Annotated in this window: 17 protein-coding genes; 8 read left to right on the top strand and 9 right to left on the bottom strand. The window is 61.9% G+C overall.

Annotated features, from left to right (window positions below; genetic code table 11):
* Window positions 1-3 precede the first annotated feature (3 nt).
* Window positions 4-1,989 carry a methyl-accepting chemotaxis protein gene (locus tag H0Z09_RS10640; RefSeq protein ID WP_186690314.1) on the bottom strand — a complete coding sequence of 662 codons (1,986 nt, stop codon included), beginning with the start codon at window positions 1,987-1,989 and terminating at the stop codon, window positions 4-6.
* Between the two features lie 261 nt (window positions 1,990-2,250).
* Entirely contained in the window at window positions 2,251-3,501 is a 1,251-nt protein-coding gene (locus H0Z09_RS10635) for a glycoside hydrolase family 68 protein (RefSeq protein WP_186690312.1), read from the bottom strand.
* Window positions 3,502-4,483: 982 nt separating this feature from the next.
* On the opposite strand from H0Z09_RS10635, the gene H0Z09_RS10630 reads away from it, so the two are divergent.
* A complete protein-coding gene (locus tag H0Z09_RS10630; protein WP_186690311.1) occupies window positions 4,484-4,792 on the top strand; it encodes a hypothetical protein in 309 nt (102 codons plus the stop codon).
* A 49-nt stretch (window positions 4,793-4,841) separates the two neighbouring features.
* Here H0Z09_RS10630 and H0Z09_RS10625 read toward each other — a convergent pair whose 3' ends face one another.
* Both H0Z09_RS10625 and H0Z09_RS10620 read right to left on the bottom strand, forming a co-directional pair.
* A complete protein-coding gene (locus tag H0Z09_RS10625; RefSeq protein WP_238340221.1) occupies window positions 4,842-5,093 on the bottom strand; it encodes a hypothetical protein in 252 nt (83 codons plus the stop codon).
* Window positions 5,094-5,382: 289 nt separating this feature from the next.
* Window positions 5,383-6,882: a CoA-acylating methylmalonate-semialdehyde dehydrogenase gene (locus tag H0Z09_RS10620; RefSeq protein WP_186690307.1), complete on the bottom strand. Its 1,500-nt coding sequence runs from the start codon at window positions 6,880-6,882 to the stop codon at window positions 5,383-5,385.
* A 108-nt stretch (window positions 6,883-6,990) separates the two neighbouring features.
* Between H0Z09_RS10620 and H0Z09_RS10615 the strand changes: the two genes are divergently transcribed.
* Together H0Z09_RS10615 and H0Z09_RS10610 are read left to right on the top strand one after the other, a co-directional pair.
* Window positions 6,991-7,929, top strand: a complete 939-nt coding sequence (locus H0Z09_RS10615) for a LysR family transcriptional regulator (RefSeq protein ID WP_186690305.1) — start codon at window positions 6,991-6,993, stop codon at window positions 7,927-7,929.
* Window positions 7,930-8,095: 166 nt separating this feature from the next.
* On the top strand, window positions 8,096-9,778 hold the full coding sequence (locus H0Z09_RS10610) for an AMP-binding protein (protein ID WP_186690303.1): 1,683 nt from the start codon (window positions 8,096-8,098) through the stop codon (window positions 9,776-9,778).
* A gap of 55 nt (window positions 9,779-9,833) precedes the next feature.
* Here the strand turns inward: H0Z09_RS10610 and H0Z09_RS10605 are convergent, their stop codons facing one another.
* Window positions 9,834-11,108, bottom strand: coding sequence for a glucarate dehydratase family protein (locus H0Z09_RS10605; RefSeq protein ID WP_186690301.1), 1,275 nt, complete (start codon window positions 11,106-11,108; stop codon window positions 9,834-9,836).
* Window positions 11,105-12,472 (bottom strand): MFS transporter, encoded by a 1,368-nt coding sequence (locus H0Z09_RS10600; RefSeq protein ID WP_186690299.1) that lies wholly within the window; start codon window positions 12,470-12,472, stop codon window positions 11,105-11,107. The genes H0Z09_RS10605 and H0Z09_RS10600 overlap by 4 nt, the downstream gene beginning before the upstream one ends.
* Before the next feature lie 107 nt (window positions 12,473-12,579).
* Between H0Z09_RS10600 and H0Z09_RS10595 the strand changes: the two genes are divergently transcribed.
* The 5 genes from H0Z09_RS10595 to H0Z09_RS10575 all read left to right on the top strand — a co-directional run bounded on the left by H0Z09_RS10595 (window position 12,580) and on the right by H0Z09_RS10575 (window position 19,042).
* Window positions 12,580-13,482: a LysR family transcriptional regulator gene (locus H0Z09_RS10595; RefSeq protein WP_186690297.1), complete on the top strand. Its 903-nt coding sequence runs from the start codon at window positions 12,580-12,582 to the stop codon at window positions 13,480-13,482.
* An 863-nt stretch (window positions 13,483-14,345) separates the two neighbouring features.
* Window positions 14,346-14,651 (top strand): hypothetical protein, encoded by a 306-nt coding sequence (locus H0Z09_RS10590; RefSeq protein WP_186690295.1) that lies wholly within the window; start codon window positions 14,346-14,348, stop codon window positions 14,649-14,651.
* Between the two features lie 344 nt (window positions 14,652-14,995).
* Window positions 14,996-15,451, top strand: coding sequence for a (2Fe-2S)-binding protein (locus tag H0Z09_RS10585; RefSeq protein ID WP_186690293.1), 456 nt, complete (start codon window positions 14,996-14,998; stop codon window positions 15,449-15,451).
* Window positions 15,451-17,682, top strand: coding sequence for a xanthine dehydrogenase family protein molybdopterin-binding subunit (locus H0Z09_RS10580; protein WP_186690292.1), 2,232 nt, complete (start codon window positions 15,451-15,453; stop codon window positions 17,680-17,682). The genes H0Z09_RS10585 and H0Z09_RS10580 overlap by 1 nt, the downstream gene beginning before the upstream one ends.
* A gap of 16 nt (window positions 17,683-17,698) precedes the next feature.
* The gene (locus tag H0Z09_RS10575; RefSeq protein WP_186690290.1) at window positions 17,699-19,042 is read left to right on the top strand and encodes a cytochrome c; all 1,344 of its coding nucleotides are present in this window, start codon (window positions 17,699-17,701) and stop codon (window positions 19,040-19,042) included.
* Window positions 19,043-19,044: 2 nt separating this feature from the next.
* Here the strand turns inward: H0Z09_RS10575 and H0Z09_RS10570 are convergent, their stop codons facing one another.
* The 3 genes from H0Z09_RS10570 to H0Z09_RS10560 all read right to left on the bottom strand — a co-directional run bounded on the left by H0Z09_RS10570 (window position 19,045) and on the right by H0Z09_RS10560 (window position 22,837).
* The gene (locus H0Z09_RS10570; RefSeq protein ID WP_186690288.1) at window positions 19,045-20,121 is read right to left on the bottom strand and encodes a GlxA family transcriptional regulator; all 1,077 of its coding nucleotides are present in this window, start codon (window positions 20,119-20,121) and stop codon (window positions 19,045-19,047) included.
* A complete protein-coding gene (gene gabP, locus H0Z09_RS10565) occupies window positions 20,118-21,527 on the bottom strand; it encodes a GABA permease (RefSeq protein WP_186690286.1) in 1,410 nt (469 codons plus the stop codon). Before gabP ends, H0Z09_RS10570 begins: the two co-directional genes overlap by 4 nt.
* Window positions 21,528-22,123: 596 nt before the next feature.
* Complete coding sequence (locus tag H0Z09_RS10560; protein ID WP_186690284.1) at window positions 22,124-22,837, bottom strand: SOS response-associated peptidase family protein; 714 nt, start codon at window positions 22,835-22,837, stop codon at window positions 22,124-22,126.
* Window positions 22,838-23,049 lie beyond the last annotated feature (212 nt).

Here is a 23,049-nt window from a genome sequence, read left to right as displayed (position 1 = left end):
GGCTCAAACGCTGAAATGATGGAGCAGCTCACGCTGCACTTTGGCCATGTTCGACAGCGCTTGGCTGCTGATGGCGGACTGCTCGGCACCGCTTGCCGTCTGCTGGGCCGAATCGTTGATCTGGATGACCATGCGACTGGTTTCCTGCACCGTGGCGCTCTGCTGCTCGGTGGCGGCGGCAATCTGGATGTTCATGTCGCGAATGCTGTCGACCGCGTCGCTCATCGACAGCAGCAAATCACCAGCGCCCGAGGCCAGGGACACGCACTGGCTGGACTGCGCCTGGCTTTCGTTCATCACGTGCACCACCGAGTGAATTTTTTGCTGCATGAGCCCGATCATGTCCTGAATCTCGCTGGTCGAGGTCTGGGTACGGCTGGCCAGGGAACGCACTTCATCGGCCACGACCGCAAAACCGCGCCCCTGCTCGCCGGCACGCGCCGCTTCGATTGCTGCGTTAAGGGCAAGCAGGTTGGTCTGCTCGGCAATGGTGCGAATCGCAACCACAATGCCCTCAATGTTCTGCCCGTACTTCTGCAGCTCATCGGTCACCTGCGTGGCTTTGTTCACCTGGTCGGCCTGCTGGCGGATATTGACAATGGTCTCGGCCACGCGCTCCTGCACCTTGTGCGTGAGCTCACTGGTGTCGTCCACGGCCTGGCGGGTGTCCTGCGCACGCCGGGCGACTTCTTCGACCGTGCTTTCCATCTGCGTCATGGCCGAGGCGGCCGATTGCAGGCGGTCCTTCTGCTCGTCCACCACACGGGTGGTCTGTTCGCTGTTCAAGGCGTTGTTGCCAGCAGTCACGGCCAGGGCATCGGCCGAGCTGATCAATTCACGAAAGGTTTTTTGCAGCGCCTTGGTCAGCTCGTTCAGGTAACCGCCCAACTCACCGAATTCATCTTTGCGGCTGACATCGAAACTCACCCGCATGTCGCCGGCGGTGAGCGTCTTGAGGACTTCGCGAAACGCCGCCAGCGGGCGTCGCAGGCTGAAGGCGACCCAGGTACCAATCGCCACGGCCGCCAGCACCGCCAGCACACAGGCGATCAACAGCACGCTGCGGCTGGTGCCGATGGTGGCATTGGCCGAGTGGCTGGCCTGGTTGGCGACCTCCAGGGACTGGCTGCCGAACTCGCCGATGCGGTCGAGGGTGGTTTTGAGTGCCGCCTCAACCGCATTGCGTTGCTGCTGCACCTGCGCGGCGAGCTTCGCCTCGGCTTGATAGGCCTGGAACAGGCCGTCAGCGGCGGTCAGGTCCGTCAGCAGGCGATTGACCATGACGCTGGCAATCCGCCCGACTCGCGGGTCAATCGCCGTCAGCGCCTGGGCCCGGGTGCTGATCACTTCGTCCTGCAGGTTCAGCACACGCTGCAGTTTATCGATGGCGGGCGTGACGGTATGGGCCGCGAAACCATCGTAGGATTTGTTGACTTCCAGCAGCAGTTTCTCTGCTGCGGCCACCTGTTGCGGTTCGTTGACGCTGCGCGCATGCGCGATGTAATCACGCAGGTAGCTGGTCAGCTGCATCGCCTGCGCACTGCTGTAGCCTTGCAATTTGCGTGTCAGCGCCAACTGCTGCACATGCTGCAAGTGGGAGGTCATCAAGGCCTGCGCCTGTTCCGCGTAGGCAGTGACGTGTTGGCGCTGCTGCGCCAGGTTCGCCCGCAGCGCCTCATGCTCGCCGGTGTAGGCAGCAGTGCTGTCGAGCAACTGCGTGAACTGGGCGATGCTCTCGGTAAACGGCCGTTTGCCGTCCTCGATCTGCTTGGGGTCGGTGCTGATCTGAATGGCCAACAACGCCTGGTTGGCGCGCAGGATGTGCACGTAGAGCTCACTGGCGGCCCGGCTCAACGGCGCCGACTTGCCGGTGATGATGGCCAAGCGACTGCCGATGGACTGCGTGTTCTGATAGCTGATCCCGGCCATGATCAGCAGCAACAGCACCAACACCGCAAATCCGCCGATCACGCGCTGCAATATGGTCATGGCTACCCCTTTATGATTTTTATTCGTTGACCTGGGACGACCAGGCGTACACCTCCGAGTTCGGGAACGCTCGGGGTGCTAGTGGCTGTATCGGCCCGGTGGGCGGGGACTTGATCAACGCGGTCAAAAAAAGTGGGAGAGCGCTTGCTCCCGATGGCGGTAGGTCAGTCAATGTAAATGTCGACTGATCCACCGCTATCGAGGGCAAGCCCCCTCCCACATTTGCAGCATTTTATCTGCTGATAAATGGCCGCCAGACGGTTACTGGTTCAACACGACATCACGCATTGCGGGGATGTACCCGTAGTCATAAGCCTCCTGCACAAACGAGCGGTCACCCTTCAATACAATCCTGACGGTGGGCGCTTCGGTGCCGCCGATGCGGTAGTCATCGCCGTGGGTGGGCACGCTGTCGATAAACGACGTCACCAGGCCGTTGGGCATCACGCAGTGCGAATACGTCTGGAATGGCTGCGAGGGCGGGTTGCCGAGCACCAACCCGGAGGCGTTCATGGGTGTGTAAGGGCCGAACAGATGATCGCCGACAAACCCATAGACGCCGTCCGGCCCCGTCACGCCGTCGGCGTAGGTGAATTTATGACTGATGGTGAACAGGTAATACTTGCCGTCCTGGAACACATAGTGCGGCCGCTCGGTCTGGTCGTTCACGCCGACGGCGGTCACCAGCGGCGGCAGGATTTCCCATTCGTCACCGTTGAGGTCCTTGGCGACGGCAATGCCGATGCAGCCGACCTGATAGCGCGCCCCGCCCACGTCCTCGTGCCCCGGCGGCACCAGCCCCAGCTCATTGGGGCCCACTTCATGTGTCCCGCGCTCGCCGGCGACGTTGCCTTCAAACACCATGTACAACTTGCCATCCACAGGGTCGATAAACGGGCTGGGATCGCGGAAGTTCCAGGTCGCGTTCTGCGCTTCGGTTTGGTAATAGGTGCCGTCGGCGTCGAACAGCGATTTGACCTGGCTAAAGCCTTGCAGCTCCACACCGCTGTCGGAGGTGACCACCCGGCCACGCACCTTGGCAATCGTCGCCCCCGGGGTGACGCAGGTGTAATACAGGTCAATGTCACCGGCATTATTGAGCAGGATCGGTGTACCGGCCCATTCACGGGTGGTCGGCGAAACCCCTTCGGCCATGACACGGCCGCCGAAAATCCAGTCCTTGCCGGTGCGCGAGTACCAGTAGCAGATACGCGCATGGCCATGGCGGTCTTCCCAATCGCGCTTGATGTCGTAGCGGCCATCGGCGTTGATGAACCGTGGATCGTGCGGACGGCGGTCGGCGGTGAGTGTGAAGATCACCGACCAGCCATTGACGGATACCACGGTGCCATCAAGTTCACGCAATGGCATAGTGTCCCAGATAAATACCGTGTCACTCATGACAGGAAAGTCAGGACGCACTAACGGCTGCGTGGTCGTCGGGTCATTCTCATTAACTTTCAGCGCATCGGCCCGAGTCCAACGAGTGGGTGTGTGATTCGCGTGTTTCATGATGATGTCCTTTTACTGACGCTTAAGTGACAAGCGAAGATTGAATAACACATGAACAGCCAGCAACTTGCTGCTGGCTGAAAAGAGCAAGCCAGCGTTGGCCTTAACGTGCGGGGCAAGGTTTAACATGGAAGCCTGGCTGTCGCAACGTGAAGAATTATTTAAGTTAAAAAGGCCATCACTGTATTTATGTCCTTGATATAAATACAGTGGCACTTACAATCAACGACAAGTAACTAGAAAGCTAGCTACTCAATTACCAGGCAGCAGGGCTGCGGGCCGGAGCCGTTATTCTTCTGCGCTTAACGATATTGCGCGCCAAATTAAACCGAGCGCTTAGTTATCAGATTAGTTGCTATCGATATGAAAGCAATCGCAGCAGATCAAGTCTACGACCCACACTTACCCAGTAGGTATCTACACACTGTTGTAGTGAGCGGGCTTGTCCCGCGCTGGGTGGCGAAGCGGCCCCAATAAATACACCGCGCAGTTTCAGACAAACCCAATTCGCCTGGTTTGGGGCGGCTTCGCCACCCAGCGCGGGACAAGCCCGCTCACTACAAGGGGATATGCCAGCCTTTGAAAGTTGTGTAGATACCCAGGGCTATCGCAGGCAAGCCAGCTCCCATCTTGTCCGCACTCCACTGTTGGATCGGCGGGGTTAGTGGCATTTGGTCATGGTTTGTAAAGGGCCAGCAAGGCACATCCCTTTTAATTGCAGGACGTTTCCTAGACAATCCCTGCCGCCTTGTGCCTGCTGGAATCGGTGGCTAGTCTTCGCTCCGTCGCTGGGTTTCAGCGATCGGGTTTAGCAGCCTGGCTTCAATAGGCACACGGTTCACGTCCACTTTTATGGTGGCTGTGCGTGGGGCACCTTCGGGTGCGCTGGTTTTCCTATTGACCGGTCTGCTAACCCGCGTACAGCTGCCACCTTCGTTTAGCAGCGTTGGCGGTAGCTCTCATGCTCAATAGGAGTTACACCATGAACAAAGTCCTACCCGACCCACCCCGCGACCCCGCCAAAGACCGCGCCGCCTTCAACCACGCCATCGACCATTACCTGCCCACCCAAGGCTTTCACACCGTCAACGAAGACCTCAGCTTCGAAGATGCCCTGCTCTACACCGCCAGTCTGCTGGACAGTGCTTCGGCGACTGCGCTGGATTGCGGGGAACAGTTGGAAAGCCCTGAGCGGGCAAAGATTCTGGCGGTGTGGCATTTGTTGGAGATAGCCAGGACGACGGTGGACCGCTCCATCGAGTGCCTGAAGCCTGCAAAAGCAATTGCCTGAATGCGCTGAAAAAAGCGGGAGGGGCTGCCCCCTCTCGCACCGAAGCCGGCTAGAAGATGTAGCAACTGCCGCGATCTTCCGTCTCGTAACGCCACGATTGGACGATACCCTCACCTGAGACCAGCACCGAATATCGGCAGTCTCTGATCCAGGTAATAAAGTAGCGCTGGCTGTCGCCTTCCTTCACAACCCGATCATAGACCTTGTCACGATTGACCGGTGACCAATAGGAATCGCCACAGCCGCGGCTGCAATCCTGATAGATATGGTCATGAAAACGGGTGCCGACAAATCCGTTCATGCTGCCCGTCCATGCCGAGTAAGACGGCGCACAGCCTGACAGCAGCGTTCCCAACAATGGGATCAGTGTGATTCCTTTCAAATCCGTCTCCAAGCGAGTACCTGGAGCAAACGATAACGCATCTGACCAGTGAGTACTTGAACCCCGTACAGACCAAAGACTGTGGGAGCGGGCTTGCTCGCGAATGCGGCATGTCAGCCAGCACATCTGGCGACTGACACCCTGCATTCGCGAGCAAGCCCGCTCCCACACAAGCCCGCTCCCACAGGGGTTCTGCTGTGCTGCTGGGTTATTTGGACACAGGCATCGCAAACTCCGCGCCCTGCTCGATGCTCTCCGACCAGCGTTGCATGATCGATTTCTGCTTGGTGTAGAAGCGCACACCCTCGGTGCCATACGCGTGCATGTCGCCAAACAGGCTCTTCTTCCAGCCACCAAAACCATGCCACGCCATCGGCACCGGGATGGGTACGTTGATGCCGACCATGCCCACTTCGATGCGCCGTGCAAATTCGCGGGCGATGTTGCCGTCGCGGGTAAAGCAGCTGACGCCGTTGCCGAATTCGTGGTCGTTGACCAGTTTCACCGCTTCGGCGAAGTCGTTCACGCGGACACACGCCAGCACCGGGCCGAAGATTTCTTCGCGGTAGATGCTCATTTCACGGGTGACATGATCGAACAGGGTCGCGCCGAGCCAGAAGCCGTTTTCCAGGCCCGCTTCGGTGGGCACGTAGTCGCGCCCGTCGAGCAGCAGTTGCGCGCCGGCTTGTACGCCTTGTTCGATGTAGCCACTGATGCGTTCCAGCGCGGCGCGGGACACGATCGGCCCCATCTCGGCCTTCAAGTCGCGGCCGTCGGTGATGCGCAGTTGCTTGGCTCGTTCGGTCAAGGCGGCGATGACTTTGTCACCCACATCGCCCACCAGCACGGCCACCGAGATAGCCATGCAGCGTTCGCCGGCACTGCCGTAGGCCGCGCCCATCAGTGCGTCCACGGTTTTTTCGATATCGGCGTCGGGCATCACCACCATGTGGTTTTTCGCGCCGCCCAGGCCTTGCACGCGCTTGCCGTTGCGCGCGCCGGTTTCGTAGATGTACTGGGCAATCGGCGTGGAGCCGACGAAGCTCACCGCCTTGACGTCCGGGTGTTCGATCAGCGCGTCTACCGATTCCTTGTCGCCCTGCACCACGTTGAACACACCTTTGGGCAGGCCGGCTTCACGCAGCAGCTCGGCCATGAACAGCGAGGCGCTCGGGTCGGTCGGGCTTGGCTTGAGGATGAAGGTGTTGCCCGCCGCGATGGCGATCGGGTACATCCACATCGGCACCATCACCGGGAAGTTGAACGGCGTGACGCCGGCCACAACCCCCAGCGGCTGGCGCAGGGTCCAGTTGTCCATGCCACGGGAAACCTGGTCGGAATATTCACCCTTGAGCAGGTTGGGAATGCCGCAGGCGAATTCGAGGATGTCGATGCCACGGTCGACTTCGCCCTGAGCGTCGGTGAATACCTTGCCGTGCTCGGCGACGATGATGCGCGCCAGGTCGTCCTTGCGCGCGCGGAGCAGGTGCAGGTATTCGAACAGCACGCGGGCGCGGCGGATTGGCGGCGTGTCGGCCCAACCGGCGAAGGCGGCCTGGGCCGCGGCGACGGCTTCGGCCACGGTCTGGCGGCTGGCCAGGGCGACGCGGCCGGTCTTTTCGCCGGTGGCCGGGTTGTAGACGTCCTGATAGCGATCATCGCGGGACACGCGCTGGTCGTTGATGTAGTGCTCGATGGTAGTGGTCATGGCAGTCGATCCAGGTGAGTAGCGTTGGAACACACCTTAGGCTTTCGCTTTGTTCCAAACCAGAGCAGAATCCAGAACTTATTGTCCACATTAGCGAACAATCATCCAATGGAAAAGACTGAGATCGAAGGGCTGTGGACCCACATCCACTGGCTGTCGGTGCTGGAGGAACACGGCACCTACACCGCCGCTGCCGCGCGCCTGGGCGTGAGCAAGTCCGCCGTCAGCCAGCGTATTTCCGACCTGGAAAAGGCCACCGGCACACGCCTGGTCACGCGCACCACGCGCAGCGTGCGGCTGACCGAGGCGGGGCTGTCCTTGACCCGTGAGGTGCGCAGCGCCTACGAACAGATCGCGCGCAGCTTCTCGTCGGTGCGCGACTCGGTCGGCGAGATCCGCGGGCTGGTACGCCTCACCGCACCGGTGGCATTTGCGCGCCAGCAACTGGTGCCGCACCTGTCGGCATTCTTGCAGCAGTACCCGCAAGTGCGTATCCAGCTGGATGTGTCGGACGCCCTGAGTTCACTGGCCGCCGAGGGCTACGACCTGGCGGTGCGGCATGGCTTCCAGGTGCCGGAAACCCACGTGGCGTGGAAACTGTGCGATACCGGCTCGGTGCTGGTCGCCACCCGGGATTACCTGCAACGTCACGGCGAACCGCGTGAACCCGGGGACCTGTCCTCGCACAATTGCCTGTTCTATCCACGCGGCACCGACCAGCCCGCCTGGACCTTCGAGCGCGGCAGCAAACACGTCGAACGCCTCACCGTGCCCATCGCCGGCAGCTTTGCCACCAATAACAGCGAAGCCTTGCGCGACGCGGCGCTCAGTCACCTGGGCATCGCCCTGCTCCCGGACTTCAGCGCGCACGCCGCCCTGGCCAGCGGCACGCTGGTGCAGGTGCTCAAGGGCTGGACGCTCAAGGGCGCGTTTGCCGATGAGATCTACTTGATAAGGCCGTATTCGCCGCATGTGCCGAAGTCGGTCAGTGCGTTGGTCAGCTATTTGAAGGGCAAATTGTCGGGTGGGTTTCGGTTCGTACCTTGAACCCATGCTCAATCGGCCTACCGCTCGATCAACACCCACGAGTTTTTTGCATAACGCTCCGGTGTTTTTGAGCGTTCTGCTCTGATTTATGCGTGCCTATACTCGGTCCAGCCTCTCGGTTGCAGCCGAGGGCCAGTCCCCACAACAATAATCAAGGACAGCCACCATGACCCAGCCCTTCCTGGCCGCTCGGGATTTTCTGCTCGCTCACCGCACCGACTACGCCACCGCCGTACGGGATTTTCGCTGGCCGCAATTGGACGAATTCAACTGGGCCCTGGACTATTTCGATGCCATGGCCGAAGGCAATGTGGCCAATGCGCTGTGGATCGTCGAAGAAGACGGCAGCGAGCAGCGCTACAGCTTCCAGCAATTGGCCGCGCGTTCCAACCAGGTGGCCAACCATCTGCGCGCCCTCGGGGTGCGTCGCGGTGACCGTGTGCTGTTGATGCTCGGCAACGATGTCGCGCTGTGGGAAACCATGCTCGCGGCGTTCAAGCTCGGCGCCGTGGTGATCCCCGCCACGGCCTTGCTGAATGCCGACGACCTGGGCGACCGCATCGAGCGCGGGCAGGTTCGCCACTTGGTGGTGGGCGAGGCGCATGTACATAAATTCGCCGGGCTGGCCCACGGTTGCAGCCGTATCTGCGTGGGCTCGGCGCCTGCCGGCTGGGTCGCGCACAGTGCCGCCTATGAACACAACGAGCAGTTCGAGGCCGAAGGCCGCACCCTGGCCACCGACCCGATGCTGCTGTATTTCACCTCCGGCACCACGTCCAAGCCAAAAATGGTGCTGCACAGCCACCAGAGCTACCCGGTGGGCCACCTGTCGACGATGTACTGGATCGGCCTGCAACCGGGCGACCTGCACCTGAATATCTCGTCACCGGGCTGGGCCAAGCATGCGTGGAGTTGCCTGTTCGCGCCGTGGAATGCCGGCGCGTGCATCTTTATTCATAACATCGCGCGGTTCAGCGCCCCGGCCTTGCTCAGTACCTTGGAACGCTACGGCGTGACCAGCCTGTGCGCGCCGCCCACGGTGTGGCGGATGCTGATCCAGGAGGACCTGGCCAGCTACAAACCGCGCCTGAGCCTGCGCGAACTGGTCGGTGCCGGCGAGCCGCTGAACCCGGAAATTATTGAGCAGATCCAACTCGCCTGGGGCTTGCCGCTGCGCGATGGCTTCGGCCAATCGGAAACCACCGCCCTGGTGGGCAACACCCCGGGCCAGGTGCTCAAGCCAGGTTCCATGGGCCGCCCGCTGCCGGGTTACCAGGTCGCGCTGCTCGATGCCGATGGCATTCCCGGCACCGAAGGCGAAGTCGCCCTGCCCCTGGACGTGCGCCCGCTGGGCCTGATGCTGGGCTACGAAGACAGCCCGGAAAAAACCGCCGAAGTCATGCGTGACGGCTACTACCGTACCGGCGACACCGCGCAGATCGACGCCGACGGCTATATCACGTTCGTGGGCCGCGCCGACGATGTGTTCAAGGCGTCCGATTACCGCATCAGCCCGTTCGAGCTGGAAAGTGCCTTGATCGAACACCCGGCGGTGATGGAGGTGGCCGTGGTGCCCAGCCCCGATCCTGTGCGGCTGGCCGTGCCCAAGGCGTTTCTGATCCTGGCCCATGACGCAGCGGGCAGCGCCGAGCTGGCCCGGCATATCCTGGCCTTTGCCCGCGAACACCTGGCGCCCTACCAGCGGGTGCGACGTATCGAGTTCGTCAGCGAGCTGCCCAAGACCATTTCCGGCAAGATCCGCCGCGTGGAGCTGCGCCAGATGGAGATGCTGCGCCGTCAGAGCGATACACGCGGCGAGCAGGAACACTTCGAGGAAGATTTCGCCTAAAAAAGCCCGGTGACACACGCGGATGTGTCACCGGGCAAAGCGAAGCGACCAAGCTTCAGAAACGCGGTTTGACGGTCTTCCAGCTCGGCTGGTAGCGCTGCATCTGTTTCACGTCGTCGCGCTGGCGGATGCCGCAACTGAGGTACTGGTCATGCAGCTTGCCCAGTTGATCAGGGTCAAGCTCCAGGCCCAGGCCCGGCGCGCGGGTGATGGTCACGCAGCCGTCGACGATGGGCAACTTGCCGCCCTTGATCACTTCCTCGTCCGGCTCCTGCCAGGGGTAATGGGTGTCGCAGGCGTAATCGAGGTTGGGCACCGACGCGGCCACATGGGCCATCGCCATCAGGCTGATGCCCAGATGTGAGTTGGAGTGCATCGACACGCCCAGGCCGAAGGTATGGCACATCTTCGCCAAGACCTGGGTGTCGCGCAGGCCGCCCCAGTAATGGTGGTCGGCAAGCACGATCTGCACGCTGTTCAGCGCTACGCTGCGGCGGAACTCGTCGAAATCGGTGACCACCATGTTGGTCGCCAGGGGCAAGCCGGTGCGTTTGTGCAACTCGGCCATGCCGTCCAGGCCGGGGGTCGGGTCTTCGTAATATTGCAGGTCGTCGCCGAGCAGTTCGGCCATGCGAATCGAGGTTTCCAAGGACCAGTTGCCGTTTGGGTCAATGCGCAGCGGCACGCCGGGGAAGGCTTTTTTCAGCGCCTTGATGCAGCGCACTTCATGTTCCGGTTCCAGGGCGCCGGCCTTGAGCTTGATGCTTTTGAAGCCGTAGGTGTCGATCATGCGCCGGGCCTGGGCGACGATCTGCTGTTCGTTGAGCGCTTCGCCCCAACTGTCGGCTTTGTAGGGCGAATCGATGTGTTCGGCGTACTTGAAGAACAGGTAGGCGCTGAACGGGATCCGGTCGCGGATCGCGCCGCCGAGCAGGTCCACCAGCGGTACATTCAGTGAGTGCGCCTGCAGGTCGAGCAGCGCCACTTCGAACGCCGAGTAGGCGTTGCTCACGGCCTTGCTGGCATGGGAGCCCGGCGCCAGTTCCGCGCCACTGAGGCTCGCGGGTTTATGCGCGGCCACCGTGGCCTGCACGATCGCGCGCAGCCCGTTCAGGTTGAAGGGGTCGAGGCCGATCAGTTGCGGCTGCACCTGTTGCTGGATCGCCAGCGCCGGGGCATCGCCGTAGCTTTCGCCAAGGCCGATGTAGCCGGTGTCGCTCTCGACCTCGATGATCGAGCGCAATGCAAAAGCTTCATGGATCCCGCTGGCGTTGAGCAGCGGCGGGTCGCGAAAGGCAATGGGCGTGACGGTAACGCGGATGATTTTCAAGAGGCGGCTCCTTGTGGGCCTGGACGCAGGGCGTGTGGGTGAGCAGTCGGTGTGGACGTGGGCGGCACGCTGCCCCGTGGCGAGGTGCGCGCAAAAAACACCACCACCGCCGCCAGCAGCGATGTGGCGGCCAGGCCGTATAACCCGCCTTCGATGGAGCCAGTGGTCTGCTCCAGCAAGCCGAAGGTGGTGGGCGCGACGAAGCCTCCCAGGTTGCCGACCGAATTGATCAAGGCAATCACCGCCGCAGCAATGCGCGCATCCAGGTAACCCTGGGGGATCGGCCAGAACAGTGCGGAAGCGGCCTTGAAGCCAATCGCCGCGAAACAGATAGCGACAAAGGCAAACACCGGCCCGCCGGTGGTGGACATGAACATGCCGAAGGCGGCAATCACCAGCATCAGCGCCACCCACGCCTGCTGGTGTTTCCATTTGCTGGCCAGGGCGGCAAAAACGTACATGGCAACGATGGAAATCAGCCAGGGAATCGAGTTGAACAGGCCGACCTGGAAGTCGCCCAGGTTGCCCATTTTCTTGATCATGCTGGGCAGCCAGAAGGTGGCGCCGTAGATGGTCAGGGCGATGGAAAAGTAGATAAAGCAGAACAGTGCGATCTGCCTGTCGGCGAGCAACTTGAACATCGACGGCCGCACGGTCTGGGCCGCTTCACGCGCTTGTTGCTCCGCCTCGATAGCACTGACCAGCGCGTGTTTTTCCTCGGCGCTGAGCCACTTCGCCTGATGCGGATGGGATTGCAGCCAGAACCACACAAAGCCGCAGAGCACGATCGAAGCAAAGCCCTCGATCAGGAACATCCACTGCCAGCCATGCAGGCTCAAGCCGTTGATGTGCAGCAACGCCCCCGACACCGGCCCGGAGATGACCGAGGCAATCGCCGAACCGCTGAGGAAAATCGCCATCGCCTTGCCGCGCTCGGAGGCCGGCAGCCACTGGGTGAAGTAATAGATGACACCTGGGAAAAACCCGGCTTCGGCGGCGCCGAGGACAAAACGCAGGATATAAAAGCTGGTTTCACCCTTGACGAAGGCCATGGCCATCGCGGCCGCGCCCCAGGTGAACATGATGCGCGTCAGCCAGGCCCGTGCGCCGTAGCGTTGCAGCAGCAGGTTGGACGGCACTTCGAAGATCGCATAGCCAATGAAGAACAACCCGGCGCCCAAGCCATAGGCCGCCGCGCCAATGCCCAGGTCGATTTCCAAATGGCTGCGCACAAAGCCGATGTTGACCCGGTCGATGTAGTTGACGATGAACATCACCACAAACAGCGGCAGTACATGACGCTTGACCTTGGCGGCGGCGCGGGCCAGCACGTTCGGGTCGGGCGGATTCTGGAGGGTATCCAAGGGGTGACTCCCATTCATTGTTTTTTTAGGGGCGAGTCGATGATGGACGCGGAGGATTGTTCCCGTCTAATCTAACTTGGCATTCGATTGATACCTGGATTAGATCAATGTTCGAACTGACCCAACTGCGCTGCTTCACCACCGTAGCCACCGAGCTGAATTTTCGGCGCGCGGCCGAACGGCTGAACATGACCCAGCCGCCCCTGAGCCGGCAGATCCAGCTGCTTGAACATCACCTGGGTGTCGAGCTGTTTACCCGCACCACCCGCAGCGTCGCGCTCACCGCCGCCGGCCGTGCGTTTTTTATCGAGGCGCAGAACCTGCTGGAGCGCGCCCAGCAAGCGGCGGTGACCGCGCGACGCTTCGCCGAGGGCGACATCGGCACGGTGAATATCAGCTTCGTCGGCAGCGCGGTGTATGAGTTTTTGCCCAGGGTGATCGCCGAGGCGCGGCTTAACCAGCCCCACGTCAAGATCGACCTGTCGGAGATGAACACCTACCAGCAGTACGAAGCCCTGCGTGCCCGCCGCATTGACTTGGGCATCGTCCGCGCACCGTTGCTGGAGCCGGGTTATGCCACCGAATGCCTGGTGCGCGAACCCTTTGTGCTGGCCGTACCGAGCAGCCATCGACTGGCCCGGGCCGATACAGTCAGCGTGCAGGACCTGGACGCCCAGCCGTTCCTGATGTACGCGCACTCGGCCTACCCGCCATTCAACGAACTGCTCACCGGCCTGCTGCGCTCGGCCCGCGTCGCGCCGGAGTATGTGCAGTGGCTGGGCTCATCCCTGACCATCCTGGCGCTGGTCAACGCCGGCATGGGTTTGGCGCTGGTACCGCGTTGCGCCAGCAGCGTAGTGTTCAAGAACGTGGTGTTTCGCGATATCGACCTGGGCGACGGGGCGCAGAGCGAGCTGCATTTGATCTGGCGCGAGAACAACGACAACCCTGCATTTGCGATGTTGCTGGAGGGGATTCGCAGTGCGGTGCGCGATGGTTGGGCCGTATAGGGCTGCTGGCATTTGAGAGCCGGCGAAACGCGGACCAACTGTGGGAGCCCGCGCTTATCAAACATGAAATAACTTACTCATTTTCAAGAGTTAAAATTTCACCCTCAATTTTTGTATTTCACAGCAGCTATTTCAGGCGATCAGGTCTTTGTGGCGAGCGGGCTTGCCCCGCGTTGGGGTGCGAAGCGCCCCCATCAAAGCAAATTCGGCGAGTCAGGCACTCTTGCGCGTCTGGTTTTGGGGCTGCTGCGCAGCCCAACGCGGGGCAAGCCCGCTCGCCACAGGGGTAGCGTGCCTCTCCCACAGTTGAATCGCGATTAGCCCGTTAAATACTTCTTAACGATCGTTCCCACGCCAGCGTGGGAATGCAGCCCGTGACGCTCCGCGTCACCTGTAAGTTGCGCAAGCAGGCGGGACGCGGAGCGTCCCAGGCGGCGTTACCACGCAGAGGGTAAACAACGACAACCCGGCGTTTGCGATGTTGCTGGAGGGGATTCGCAGTGCGGTGCGTGACGGCTGGGCCTCATAGGGTTGCTGGCATTTCGTCATGCTTTGTAAAGGGCCAGCAAGGCGCATCCCTTTTAATTGCAGGACGTTTCCTAGACAATCCCTGCCGCCTTGTGCCTGCTGGAATCGGTGGCTAGTCTGCGGTCCGTCACTGCTAATTCAGTGATCGGGTTTAGTCGCCCGACCTTCCAACGCGTGCATGGTCCTCCATGAAGTTTTATGGTGGCTGTGCGCAGGGCACCTCCGGGTGCGCCGGAATTTTCGCGTTGGAGCCGGTCGACTAACCTGCGTACAGCCGCCACCCTCGTTTAGTCGCGAAGAGTGTCGGCCCCTAAACCAACGCGAAGGTCTACACCATGAACAAAGTCCTACCCGATCCACCCCACGATCCCGCCAAAGACCGCGCCGCTTTCAATCGCGCCATTGACCATTACCTGCCCACCCAAGGCTTCCACGCCATCAACGAAGACTTGAGCTTCGAAGACGCCCTGCTCTACACCGCCAGCTTGCTCGACAGTGCTTCTGCCACCGCGCTCGATTGCGGTGAACAATTGGCGAGCGCCGAACGGGCGAAAATTCTGGCGGTGTGGCATTTGCTGGAGATTGCCAAGACTACGGTGGATCGCTCTATCGAGTGTCTGAAGCCTGTGGCGGGCTCATAACCGAAAGGTAGAGAGCTGGCGAAACGCGGGCCAAATGTGGGAGCGGGCTTGCTCGCGAAGGCGGCGTGTCAGTCACCAGACGTATTGACTGATCTGGCGCCTTCGCGAGCAAGCCCGCTCCCACAGTTAAATCGCACTAAGCCAGTTAAATACTTTCGCCTGTGCCATACGCGCGTCCAATCGCCCGGCCATAACTCAATCCTCTTGAATACTTGCCTGATCCTGCGACTTATCGGATTTCAGATAGATAGCCCTTGCGCGCTGGTCTAGAGTTCGACAATGCGCGGCCGCCGCAACCTCAATACTAAAAATGGCCGCCTCGACCGATGATGAGCAGGTGAGCCATGGAATTACGCATCAATCAGAAAACCTATGAGGTCGACGCCGACGCCGACACGCCGCTGCTGTGGGTGATCCGCGACGACCTGGGGCTGACCGGCACCAAGTTCGGTTGCGGCCTGGCGCAGTGCGGTGCCTGTTCGGTGCTGGTGGACGGTCATGTGGTGCGCTCGTGTGTCACGCCGGTCGCAGGCGTAATCGGGCGTGAGGTCACCACCATCGAGGCCATCGAAGGCGATGCCGTGGGCAAGCGCGTGGTCGCGGCCTGGGTCGAGCGCCAGGTGGCGCAATGCGGGTACTGCCAGTCCGGGCAGGTGATGGCGGCCACTGCCCTGCTCAAGCACACCCCCGCGCCGACCGATGCGCAGATCGAAGCGGCGATGATCAACCTGTGCCGTTGCGGCACTTATAACGCCATTCGCACGGCCGTCCATGACCTGGCCAAGCAGGAGAGCGTCTGATGAACATGCGCCCCGAACTGCCCGACCTGTTATCCGGTGAACCCATAAACCTGTCGCGCCGCCGCTTCCTGGCGAGTACCGCCGTGGGTGCGCTGGTGATCGGCTTCGGCCTGCCGCTCGGCTCCGCCAGGGTGCAGGCCGCCGCCAGCGCAGAACGCGGTACCCAGGTGCCGGCCTTCCTGGAGATTCGTCCGGACGGTAGCGTGCGTCTGCTCAGCCCCTTCATGGAAGGTGGCCAAGGCACCCACACCGCCATGGCGCAGATCGTCGGCGAAGAACTGGATGCTGACCCCGCCACGTTCATCGTCGAAGCCGCCCCGCCCGGCGAAGCCTATGTGGTGATGGAAAACGGCATGCGCATCACCGGCGGCAGCATGTCGGTGCGCATGAGCTACCCGACCATGCGTCGCCTCGGCGCCCTCGCCCGCGCCATGTTGCTGCAGGCCGGCGCCGAGCAGTTGGGTGTGCCGGTCGCCGAATTGACCACCCAGCCTGGCCGGGTGGTGCACGCGGCGTCCGGCCGCTCGCTGGGCTACGGCGAATTGGCCGGGCGCGCCCTGGACATGCCGGTGCCCGACCCGGCCAGCATCACGCTGCGCGATCCGAGCCAGTTCCGCTGGATCGGCAAACCGGTCAAGCGTCTGGACGCCTATGACAAATCCACCGGCAAGGCGCAATACAGCATCGACCTGAAGGTCGACGGCATGCTCCACGCCGCGGTACAGCATGCGCCACGCCTGGGCATGACCGTGGGCGGCCTGCGCAACCAGTCACAGGTCGAAGGCATGAAGGGCGTGCATTCGGTGCACCTACTGCCCGGTGCCGTGGCGGTAGTGGCTGAACGCTGGTGGCACGCCAAGCGTGCGGTGGAAGCGGTCCAGGTGGACTGGCAGGAAGCGGCGGCCGACTCGAGCGTACGCGTGATGCCGGCGGACTTTTCCAGCGACAAGTACCGCGACTTCCTCGCCGCCCAGCAAGGCCCGGCCCGCGACGAGGAGAATGAAGGTGACGTCGCCGGCGCGCTGGCAGGCGCCAAGACGCGCATCGAAGCCACCTACCACAACCAGTACGTCAACCATGCCCAGCTGGAGCCGCCGTCGGCCCTGGCCCGCTACAACGCCGACGGTACGCTGGACATCTGGCTGCCCAACCAGGCGCCGGATATGTTCCGCGCCGATATCGCCAAACGCACCGGCCTGGAGGTGGCGAAGATCAACCTGCATTCGCCTTTGCTGGGTGGGTTTTTCGGCCGGCATTTCCTGTATGACTCGGCCAACCCCTACCCGCAGGCCATCGCGTTAGCCAAGGCGGTGGGTCGGCCGGTCAAGGTGATCTGGACCCGCGAGGAAGAGTTCCTGCGCGACGTATTGCGCCCGGTGGCCGTGGTCAAGTTTCGCGCCGCGCTGGACGACAAAGGCCTGCCGCTGGCGATCGAAGCCGTCAGCGCCACCGAAGGCCCGAGCGAGGCCATCGCCGGTAAACAGGGCGATAAAATCGACCCCACGGCCCTTGAAGGGTTGTCGGGCAAAGCCTACGCCATCCCCAACAAACGCATCGCGCAGATCTACGTCAAAGGCCCGGCGATGCTCGGCTATTGGCGTTCGGTGGGCAATTCGCTCAACGACTTTTTCTACGAAGCGTTCCTGGATGAGCTGGCCGACAAAGGCGGCCAGGATCCCTATGAATTGCGCCTGCATCTGTTGCGCGACAATTCACGGCTGACCACCCTGCTGCACGCGGTGGGCGAGTTATCCGGCGGCTGGAAGCGTGGCCCGTTCACGGCCGAAGACGGCAGCCGACGCGCGCGCGGCGTGGCCATGGCTTCGCCGTTCGGCTCCCACGCGGCGGTGATCGCGGAGGTGTCCATCGAGAACGGCCAGGTCAAAGTCCACGATATCTGGCAAGCCATCGACCCGGGCAGCATCGTCAACCCGGCGATTGTCGAAGCTCAGGTCAATGGTGCCGTGGCGTTGGGCTTATCCCAGACGTTGCTGGAAGAAGCCGTGTACGTGGACGGCATGCCACGGGCGCGCAACTACGACCTGTATCCAATCCTGGCGGCCGCGCAGATGGCGCGGGTGCATGTGCGGATTGTCGAAAGTGGCGAGAAGATGGGCGGCATCGGTGAACCGCCGCTGCCCGCCGTCGCGCCGGCCGTGGCCAACGCCGTGGCGCAACTGACCGGCCAGCGTATTCGCAGCCTGCCCTTGAGCCGACACACCTTCATCTGACCTTCAGGAAACGCCCATGAACAACCGTCGATTCGCAAGAACCGCAGGCTGGCTGGCGCTGCCCTGCCTGGTCGCGGCAGGCCTGCTGGCCTGGTACGTCACCCGTGAGCCCGCGACACCGTTCGCACAGGAACCCGCCGCCGCCACTTTTGAACCCGCACTGGTCAGCCGCGGCGAGTACGTAGCCCGCCTGAGCGACTGCGTGGCCTGCCACAGCCTGCCGGGCAAGGCGCCGTTCGCCGGTGGCCTGGAAATGGCCACGCCGCTGGGTGCGATTCACGCCACCAACATCACGCCGGACAAGACCACCGGGATCGGCGCCTATAGCCTGGCCGACTTCGACCGGGCGGTGCGCCAGGGCGTGGCGCCGGGTGGCCGCCGGTTGTACCCGGCCATGCCCTACCCTTCCTACGTCAAACTGAGCGATGAAGACGTGCGCGCGTTGTATGCGTTCTTCATGCAGGGCGTGCAACCGACCAACCAGGCGAATATCCCCAGCGATGTCCCATGGCCCCTGAACATGCGCTGGCCCATCGCACTGTGGAACGGCGTATTCGCGCCCACCGCGACCTATGTCGCCAAGGCTGATCAGGACGCCCTGTGGAACCGTGGCGCCTACATCGTCCAGGGCCCCGGCCACTGTGGCAGTTGCCACACGCCGCGCGGCCTGGCCTTCAACGAAAAAGCCCTGGACGAGTCCGGTGCGCCCTACCTCGCCGGCGCCCTGCTCGACGGCTGGTACGCACCGAGCCTGCGCCAAGACCCCAACACCGGGCTGGGACGCTGGAGCGAGGCGCAGATCGTGCAGTTCCTCAAGACCGGGCGCAACGCCCATGCCGTGGTCTACGGCTCGATGACCGAAGCCTTCAACAACTCGACGCAGTTCATGCGGGACGACGACCTGGCGGCCATCGCCCGTTACCTCAAGGCACTGCCCGGCGACCCGCAGCGCGACGGCACGCCCTGGCAGTATCAAGCGGTGACCGCGAGCCAGGACGTCCCCGGCGCCCACACTTATGCAACCCGCTGCGCCTCCTGCCATGGCCTGGACGGCAAGGGCCAGCCCGAATGGATGCCACCCCTGGCCGGCGCCACGTCGGCGTTGGCCAAGGAAAGCGCCTCCGCGATCAACATCACCCTCAACGGCTCGCAACGCGTGGTGACCGCCGGCGTACCGGACGCCTACCGCATGCCGGCGTTCCGTGAGCAATTGTCCGACCAGCAGATCGCCGAAGTGCTCAGTTACGTGCGCGGGACCTGGGGCAACCACGGTGGCGCGGTGGACGCGAAGGCAGTGGGCAAGCTGCGTGGGCAGACCGACCCGGCCAGCAGCAGCCCGATCATCCTGCAGATGCGCTGAGTTCAGGGCTTCAGGTTTTTTACACTGGCAAATGTCGCCTCGCCCCGTGCCTGCTCCATGACGTTCATCGGCATGGGCGCAGGCGACGCACGGATAACCGGCTTGAGCACGATGGAACGTTCGCTGTCCATCACCGAGCGTTCGTCGCTGGGCGGCACGCCGAAGTACTCCCGATAGCATTTGGAGAAATGCGGGGTGGACACAAAGCCGCAGAGCACCGCCAATTCCACGATTGAGATCGGCGTCTGCTTGAGCAACTGCCGCGCGCGAATCAACCGTAGCCGCAGGTAGTAGCGCGAGGGTGAGCAGTGCAGGTATTTCTGGAACATGCGCTCAAGCTGTCGACGCGACAACGCCACGTAGGCGGCCAGTTCATCCAGGTCGATCGGCTCTTCCAGGTTGGCCTCCATCAACGCCACGATGTCCTGCAGCTTGGGTTGCTGGGTGCCCAACATGTGCTTCAAGGGCACACGTTGATGGTCCTGCTCGTTGCGGATTCGCTCGTACACAAACATGTCGGAAATGGCCGCCGCCAATTCGTGCCCGTGATCCCGTCCGATCAGGTGCAGCATCATGTCCAAGGGGGCCGTACCGCCTGAACTGGTGAGACGGTCCCGGTCAAGGGTGAACAGGCTGGTACTGAGCGTCACCCGAGGAAACGCCTCCTGCATCGCCGCCAGCCATTCCCAATGCACGCTGCATTCGTAGCCATCGAGCAAGCCGGCCCGCGCCAGCACCCAACTGCCGGTACAAATACCGCCCAGGCGCTTAGAGTAACGTGCCTGGCTGCGCAACCATTTGACCAGTTCGCCCGTCACGGTGCCCTGGATACCAATGCCGCCGCAGACGATCACGATATCGGCCGACGGCGCGTTGAGTATCGAACCGTCCGGTGTGATGGGCACGCCGTCACTGGCCCACACCGGGTTACCGTCGGAACTCGCTGTGTGCCATCGGTACAATTCATGGCCCGACAACTGGTTGGCCATGCGCAAGGGCTCGACCGCCGAGGCCAGTGACATCAGGGTGAACTGGTCCAGCAGCAGGAAAACGACGCTGCCTGCAGGTCGATCGGTCATGGCGATGAGGCTGCGGCCGCGGTTTTTGCCATGCGTTCGGGCTGCCGCGCGGTGAGCAATCCGATCAACGAAATGATCAAGGCCAGGCCGATGGTCGAGGACACTTCAAACCGGTGCTCGGGCGTGACCAGCATGACCGTCAAGGCGGCACAGATAAACACGATGACCAGCCAGGTCAGCCAGGGAAACAGCCACATCTTGAAGGTCAGCGTCACGTTGCGCTGCCGCAGGATCTTGCGCATCCGCAGCTGGGATACCGCGATCACCAGGTAGACCAGCAAGGCGATGGCGCCTGAACTGGCCAACAGGAACTGAAACAGCCCGGCCGGCATGAAGTAGCTGAACAGGGTCACGCCCGCGCCCAGGATCGTGCTGGCAATCACTGCCGCCCGGGGCACGCTCGCGGCCGAAGTCTTCTTCATCAGCCTGGGCGCATCGCCGCGCTTGCCCAGGGAAAACAGCATGCGCGAGGCAATGTAGATGGAAGAGTTCATGCAACTGGCCACGGCGATCAGCACCACCACGTCCACCAGCAGCTTGGCGTGGGGGATATTCATCAGCTCCAGCGCCCGCTGATACGACCCGACCGACGCCAGCAGCGGGTCATTCCAAGGCACCACGGAGATCACCACGAAAATCGACAATACGTAGAAAACACCGATGCGCCACATCACTGAGCGCGTGGCGCGGGCAATGTTCTGCGCCGGGTTGCTGGATTCGGCCGCGGCAATGGTGACCGCCTCGGTGCCGATAAAACTGAACATGATGGTGATGAAGGCCCCGACCACCGCCGACAGCCCGTTGGGCGCGAAACCGCCATGGTCGCGCATCAACTGGCCGAGCCCACTGGCTTCGCGCTCGGGAACCCAGCCCATCAGCACCGCGAAGCCCAAGCCGATGAAGGCAATGATCGCGATGACCTTGGCCATGGCGAACCAGAATTCGAACTCGCCATATTTGGACACGCTGAACAGGTTGGTGACCACCAACAAAAAGATCGACAGCAAGGCAAACAGCCAAGCGTCGATCTGCGGGAACCACTGGTTGAGAATATGCCCGGCGGCCAGGGCTTCGATGGGGATCACCAGCACCCAGAACCACCAGTACAGCCAGCCGATGGTAAAGCCGGCCCAACGGCCGATGGCCTGGTCGGCATAGGTCGAGAATGAGCCGGTATCCGGATTGGCCACCGCCATCTCCCCCAGCATGCGCATGACCAGCACCACCAGCAGGCCGGAAAACAGATAGGCCAGCAGCACAGCAGGACCTGCCGCCGCAATCGCATGCCCGGAACCGACAAACAGCCCCGCGCCGATGATGCCCGCAATCGAAAGCATGGTGACGTGACGCGGCTTGAAACCTTGCGCCAACTGGCCGTTTGAATCGTTGGAAGGGAGGCTATTCATTGTTTTTTTGTTCTCGGTGATCGACGTCAAGGCGTACTGACTGAAGCGTCAGGCGATCATCATTTTTTAATGATGGGTCACCTTACGCGGCCTGACTTCAGCAAAAATAGCCTGAAAGCGTCACAGGTTGGCCTGATATCGACATTCGGCTTGGCTGACATCGGAAGAACTCGCAGGTGCAACCCAACTCCCTGACACAGCCCCTGGGGGAGCTCTCGAGCTCCAGCGAGGCTGCGATAGCGGTGTATCAGGCGAAGTAAATGCCAGCCATGCCGCCGTCTTCGCAGCCTCGCCAGGGCTCGACAGCTCCCACATTTGATCTGTGTCGTTGTCCAGATTGTGCTCGCGGGTCTCGCGGGTAAAGCCCATTCCACCTGACACAGCCATTCCCCTGTGGGAGCTCTCGAGCTTTAGCGAGGCTGCGATAGCGGTGTGTCAGGCGAAGTAAATGCCAGCCATGCCGCTGCGCCGAGGACGCTCGATGGGCGGGAATTGTTCATAGGTGATTTGGCGGGGGGCATCCATTGAACTGCTCCTTATGGAGGTGCTGAGAGCACGACAAAAACATAGCGTTTTGGATGGGTTTTAGTCGGCGCTCATCTGCGACGCGCTGCGTCAACCCGGCGCCACGTTGCGCCTTGAAGCACGCGTGGGGAGGTCAGTACATGTTCCAGTTGCGGTTCATCCACGGCCATGTGCGCAGTCATCTGCATCGCTTGCTCCCACTGCAGGTCCGGCTCCAACCATCCGAGTGCATTCTCTGCGTTGAACGCCAGAAGACGCTGTTGGGCGCTGGCGGGGTCGCCGCAGGTCATCAAGACCAGCCCATCGCAGCCGCACGGCTTTTCACTGATCTGGGCGAGAGCGGCAAGGAACATCGGCGACGACTGCCGGGAGGTCGTGTAGCTCAAGGATGGGTTCTGGTTCGAGGGCGTGGCTGCCGGAATATCGTACCAGCCGTCCACCGCGACCAGCACCCGCCCTTCGCGGCGGATGCGGTCGAAAACCCGCGAGCGCATCACCAGGTGCAAGGGCAAGTGAGTGCGTGGCGGCATCGTTCCCATCGTCCAGACGGGTGACCATCCCCAGCGCGCCTTCACGCATTCGAGCTGGCCGTCACGCAGGCGGATTGCGCTGACGGTCATGCTCGGCTTGATGATGTTCTTGGCCTCAGCCACACCCGGGACGGTGTCTGGACGCGAGCTTGGGCAAAAAACACTGCCGGCGCCATTGACACGCTCGCTTTCGCTGCCGGTCAGCAGTTCCAGAAGTTCTGGGGAAGAAGCGGGTTGAACGATAAATTCACACATTGCCTGAACTCCAGCAGTCACTCAAAGGTACTGATACAGGTCGTCGCCCCGTCATCTGCGATGATCAGGTTGAGGTGCGAAGACGTTATAAGTACGAGCGGATGCCTCGGAGCTTGGTTCGAAAATCCCGGACATTGGCGGATAAGCGGAAAACTGGAGAAAATTCAAAAATTTATGTGACCTTTTATCGCCTGGAAGAGAACCTGTTTTCA

The sequence above is a fragment of the Pseudomonas sp. SWRI18 genome, assembly GCF_014268345.1.
GTDB lineage: Bacteria > Pseudomonadota > Gammaproteobacteria > Pseudomonadales > Pseudomonadaceae > Aquipseudomonas > Aquipseudomonas cedrina.
The sequence above is the reverse complement of the archived record's forward strand: the minus strand, read 5'-3'. Positions and strand labels throughout refer to the sequence as shown.

Excerpts from the sequence above, each read along its gene's own strand:
- H0Z09_RS10640 (WP_186690314.1), bottom strand. The coding sequence starts at position 1,989 with ATGACCATATTGCAGCGCGTGATCGGCGGATTTGCGGTGTTGGTGCTG.
- H0Z09_RS10635 (WP_186690312.1), bottom strand. The coding sequence starts at position 3,501 with ATGAAACACGCGAATCACACACCCACTCGTTGGACTCGGGCCGATGCG.
- H0Z09_RS10630 (WP_186690311.1), top strand. The coding sequence starts at position 4,484 with ATGAACAAAGTCCTACCCGACCCACCCCGCGACCCCGCCAAAGACCGC.
- H0Z09_RS10625 (WP_238340221.1), bottom strand. The coding sequence starts at position 5,093 with ATGAACGGATTTGTCGGCACCCGTTTTCATGACCATATCTATCAGGAT.
- H0Z09_RS10620 (WP_186690307.1), bottom strand. The coding sequence starts at position 6,882 with ATGACCACTACCATCGAGCACTACATCAACGACCAGCGCGTGTCCCGC.
- H0Z09_RS10615 (WP_186690305.1), top strand. The coding sequence starts at position 6,991 with ATGGAAAAGACTGAGATCGAAGGGCTGTGGACCCACATCCACTGGCTG.
- H0Z09_RS10610 (WP_186690303.1), top strand. The coding sequence starts at position 8,096 with ATGACCCAGCCCTTCCTGGCCGCTCGGGATTTTCTGCTCGCTCACCGC.
- H0Z09_RS10595 (WP_186690297.1), top strand. The coding sequence starts at position 12,580 with ATGTTCGAACTGACCCAACTGCGCTGCTTCACCACCGTAGCCACCGAG.
- H0Z09_RS10590 (WP_186690295.1), top strand. The coding sequence starts at position 14,346 with ATGAACAAAGTCCTACCCGATCCACCCCACGATCCCGCCAAAGACCGC.
- H0Z09_RS10585 (WP_186690293.1), top strand. The coding sequence starts at position 14,996 with ATGGAATTACGCATCAATCAGAAAACCTATGAGGTCGACGCCGACGCC.
- H0Z09_RS10580 (WP_186690292.1), top strand. The coding sequence starts at position 15,451 with ATGAACATGCGCCCCGAACTGCCCGACCTGTTATCCGGTGAACCCATA.
- H0Z09_RS10575 (WP_186690290.1), top strand. The coding sequence starts at position 17,699 with ATGAACAACCGTCGATTCGCAAGAACCGCAGGCTGGCTGGCGCTGCCC.
- H0Z09_RS10570 (WP_186690288.1), bottom strand. The coding sequence starts at position 20,121 with ATGACCGATCGACCTGCAGGCAGCGTCGTTTTCCTGCTGCTGGACCAG.
- gabP (WP_186690286.1), bottom strand. The coding sequence starts at position 21,527 with ATGAATAGCCTCCCTTCCAACGATTCAAACGGCCAGTTGGCGCAAGGT.
- H0Z09_RS10560 (WP_186690284.1), bottom strand. The coding sequence starts at position 22,837 with ATGTGTGAATTTATCGTTCAACCCGCTTCTTCCCCAGAACTTCTGGAA.